Genomic DNA, 4,191 nt, shown 5'->3' on the forward strand with positions numbered 1-4,191 from the left:
TTGGATATAATACAGCGGTTTAACCTTATTTCAAAACAGGTAGCGCTAAAGCAAATCCACTTTCCCGAAAATCCCGAAATCCTAAAACAGGCAAGGTTTCGGCTGAAATTTGAAGAGTTTTTCTTTGTGCAGTTGAGGTTATTGAAACTCAAGCTTACCAGAACAGAAAAGTCAAGAGGACAGATTCTCAATCAAACAGAATTGCTTACAAAGTTTTACAAGGAACATTTGCCTTTTGAGCTGACCGAAGCGCAAATGAGAGTGGTCCGGGAAGCTTATGGTGATATGAAATCAGGGAAGCAAATGAACCGTTTGATCCAGGGCGATGTGGGCAGCGGCAAGACCATGGTAGCTTTTATCTGTATTTTGATCGCGGTAAGTTCAGGCGCACAGACCTGCCTGATGGCACCTACTGAGATTCTTGCCAACCAACACCATGAAGGGCTAAAAGAATATGCGGATCTGATGGGTTTGAAAATTGCTTTACTGACAGGATCTACCAAAAAGTCCGCCCGGAGAATCATCCATGAAATGTTGCTTTCGGGCGATCTACACATCATTATCGGAACCCATGCCTTATTGGAAGATATCGTCCAATTCAAAAACCTGGGATTGGCGATTGTTGATGAACAGCACCGTTTTGGGGTGGCACAGCGCGCAAAATTATGGGCAAAAAACGAGAATTTTGTTCCACATGTTTTGGTGATGACTGCCACTCCGATTCCTAGAACCTTGGCAATGACCCTGTATGGGGATTTGGATATTTCGGTCATTGATGAAATGCCCAAAGGAAGAAAGCCCATACAGACCGTCCACCGATATGATAAGGATCGATTGAAAGTTTTCGGGTTTATGCGAAAACAAATTTTAGAGGGAAGACAGGTGTATGTAGTTTATCCGCTGATTGAAGAATCAGAAACATTGGATCTGAAAAATCTGATGGATGGCTATGAAAGTGTTTGCCGTGCTTTCCCTGAATTCCCCATCAGTATTGTCCATGGAAAAATGAAAGCGCCGGACAAAGATTTTGAAATGCAGCGCTTTGTAAAAGGAGAAACCAAAATCATGGTAGCCACAACTGTTATTGAGGTGGGTGTAAATGTGCCCAACGCTTCTGTGATGATTGTTGAAAATGCAGAGCGCTTTGGTTTGTCTCAAATGCATCAATTAAGGGGAAGAGTTGGCAGAGGGGCAGATCAATCTTATTGTATCCTGATGACCAAATATGAATTGTCAAAAGACAGTCGGGTACGATTAGGGACCATGGTCAGGACCAACAATGGATTCGAGATTGCTGATGTTGACCTGAAATTACGTGGCCCGGGAGATTTGATGGGTACCCAACAAAGTGGTGTTGCAGACTTATTGATTGCTGACCTAAGCAGGGATGCACCTATCCTGACCATGGCAAGGGATGCGGCTCAACTTCTTTTGCAGGAAGATCCGGAATTGTCCCAGCCCCAAAATGCGATGGTCCTGCGGCAGATAAGAAACCAAAAGAAACATGCGATTAACTGGAGCAGGATTTCTTAGGTTGTCCCGCAGATTTGAGTTTTTTCTCGCAGACTTCGCGGATTTCGCAGAAAAAAAACACCAGTAGTTGAAGTTAAGACAGAATTGAATCACAAACCGTTAACTATCCTGATAATTCCATTTTTTGCATCACTTACATTGAAATTTACTAAGAGTCCCAATTTATTTTGGCTAAGTTTCAAATAAGTCAATAGCTGTTTGTGATGAACTGGCAAAAGCTCAATGACTGATTTGATTTCAATAATAACTTTATTTTCTACTAAAAGATCTATCCTGTAATGGCCCAGAACCTCATTTTCATAATGAATAGGAAGATCCACTTGCCGTGAAACATCTAATCCCATTTTTTTAATTTCATAAAAAAGAGCCAATTCATAAATAGATTCCAATAACCCAGGCCCCAATTTCCTGTAAACATTAAATATTGCACCCCTGATAGAATAAGATATTTGATTCTCATGCATACTAAAAATGTTTAACCTTTTTAAATAATTTAACGGCATTAAGTTAAAACCATGGCATCAATTTTTGAATTCTAACAATTCTGCGAAGTCTGCAAATCAATTTAGATTTTTATTTATTCTTCTAAGAAAGAAACCCTTTATATTTCCTCATAAGAAATACCTGTCGGATTTCTTATGAGGTTTACAGTCATTCAAATTCCAAAATTCGCATTGAATAATTATAGAATATTTTAAAACATCCCATTAATCAATCTGCGGATTTAGCGAAATCTGCGAGAACAATTAAACTTCCATTCTGCAAACTATATCTCTACCCTCTGACCGGTTTCAGCACATTTTAGGATAGCCTGCACAATTCTGATATCCCTCAATCCCTCTTCTCCAGGAACAGGCACTGGATTACCGCCCATGATGGCCAAAGCATCCATATCCATTTGGTTGGCTTGTTGCCAAGGCACTTGGTAGGGGAAGTTGATCTCTCCAAGTGGGCTGGTACCCTTATTTCCGGCGTAAGAAGAAAAAGGCGCCATTTCTATAGTTCCCTCTTCGCAAGTGATATTCAAAAAGTTTACATTTTCGCCAAATGATGTTTTAATGTTGCCCATGACTCCTCCTGGAAATTCAAGTTGTGCTTCTACGATTTCACCCAAGCCATCCTTATATATTTCCGGTCTTTCTGTCCAGATTTTGGCAGTGTTGACAGCTATAGGTTCCATATTGGAGCCTAACCTTGCACCTTGAATGGCGTACACTCCCATGTCGTAAATGACACCACCACCCATTTCTTTTTTCTGTTTCCAGTGGTCAGTTCTTCCTTCACGGTATCCTGCAGCACAATCCACTTGGGTAACTTTTCCCAAAAGGCCTTCTTTGACAATTCGTTGATATTCCAAAGTATTGGGTTCATGTTGGCAACGGTAGCCTATAGAAAGCGAAACATTATTCTTTTTGCAGGCATCAATCATGGCTTGACACTCTTCCACTGTTACTGCCATGGGTTTTTCACACCATATATGCTTGCCGGTTTGTGCTGCTTTGATGGTATAATCCATGTGCATGGAAGGTGGAAGTACTATATAGATGACATCGATGTCAGGATTGTCCGCTATCCCTCCCATGTTTTCATAGTTGTAAATATTCTTGTCCGGGATATTGTATTTTGATTTCCAGTCAGCAGCTTTTGAAGGTGTTCCCGTTACTATTCCGGCCAGATAACAATGTTCTGTCTGCTGTAAAGCCGGTGCCAGAAGATCGGTGCTATAGTAGCCCAAACCCACCAAGGCAACACCTAGTTTGTCTTTTTTTGGAGTATTGCTACAGGATACTAAAGTAATTGGGGAAAGAAGACCAATTCCTGTGCCCAGGGTTAAGGTTTTTAGAGAATCCCTTCTGCTGATGTTTTTCATGGTTTGATAGGTTTTGATTTTGTTCTTTGACTATATTGAGGTTTTAATTTAAGACTTTTTAATCAGTGCTTCAAAAAAATAATTAAATTGGGATAATACTATCAATTTTACTTAAACTGAACTTAAACATGAAAAAGCTAACCTTACTAATCTTAATATTAATATCTTTTAATTCTATCATACAAGCTCAAATGCAACCTAATTTGACTTTGGAAGAAGCCTTGAGGATTTCTGATGCTGCTGAGGAAAAGGCACGAGTTGAAAACTGGAATGTTGTCATTGCCATTTTGGATGGTGGGGGACACTTGATTGCACTCCGAAGAATGGATGGCGTACAGATTGGCAGTGTGGAAGTTGCTCAGGCAAAAGCAAAGTCTGCTGTGTTTTTCAAGAGATCTAGCAAGGTTTTTGAGGATATGGTCAAAAGTGGAGGGGTCCATATTCTTACATTGCCCAATGCGGTAGCGGTAGAAGGTGGATTACCGATTTTCAAAGATGGTGTATGTGTGGGTGCTATTGGCGTTTCGGGTGTGACTTCCGCGCAGGATGGGATTATAGCTGAGGCAGGTATTAAATCACTTTGATTTTTTTATCCATTAGTTACTGTTCTACATTCGACTTAAATTAAAGACTATATTTTTGAATTAATGGAAAAAGAAAAATTAACCTTTGAACATATTGTAAACTTAGATCTTCCTAACCTTATTCTTATTGCGACCCCGGTAATGATTTTCTTGGTTGTTTTGGAATGGCTTTTTTCCTACAAAAACAACATGGGTTATTATGAC

The 4,191-nt window shown here is 40.0% G+C and carries 4 protein-coding genes; 2 read left to right on the top strand and 2 right to left on the bottom strand.

The window, feature by feature from the left end:
• The coding region (gene recG / locus ACEW8U_RS11345) for an ATP-dependent DNA helicase RecG (RefSeq protein ID WP_373522158.1) at positions 1 to 1,533 on the top strand (1,533 nt) is incomplete at its 5' end.
• Positions 1,534 to 1,622: 89 nt separating this feature from the next.
• Here recG and ACEW8U_RS11350 read toward each other — a convergent pair.
• Together ACEW8U_RS11350 and ACEW8U_RS11355 are read right to left on the bottom strand one after the other, a co-directional pair.
• A complete protein-coding gene (locus tag ACEW8U_RS11350; protein ID WP_373522159.1) occupies positions 1,623 to 2,036 on the bottom strand; it encodes a GxxExxY protein in 414 nt (137 codons plus the stop codon).
• A gap of 263 nt (positions 2,037 to 2,299) precedes the next feature.
• Positions 2,300 to 3,403, bottom strand: coding sequence for a Gfo/Idh/MocA family protein (locus ACEW8U_RS11355; protein WP_373522160.1), 1,104 nt, complete (start codon positions 3,401 to 3,403; stop codon positions 2,300 to 2,302).
• 191 nt (positions 3,404 to 3,594) lie between these two features.
• On the opposite strand from ACEW8U_RS11355, the gene ACEW8U_RS11360 reads away from it, so the two are divergent.
• Entirely contained in the window at positions 3,595 to 3,987 is a 393-nt protein-coding gene (locus ACEW8U_RS11360) for a heme-binding protein (protein ID WP_373522161.1), read from the top strand.
• The last annotated feature ends 204 nt before the right edge of the window (positions 3,988 to 4,191 follow it).

The organism is Aquiflexum sp. (genome assembly GCF_041751335.1).
Lineage (GTDB): Bacteria > Bacteroidota > Bacteroidia > Cytophagales > Cyclobacteriaceae > Aquiflexum.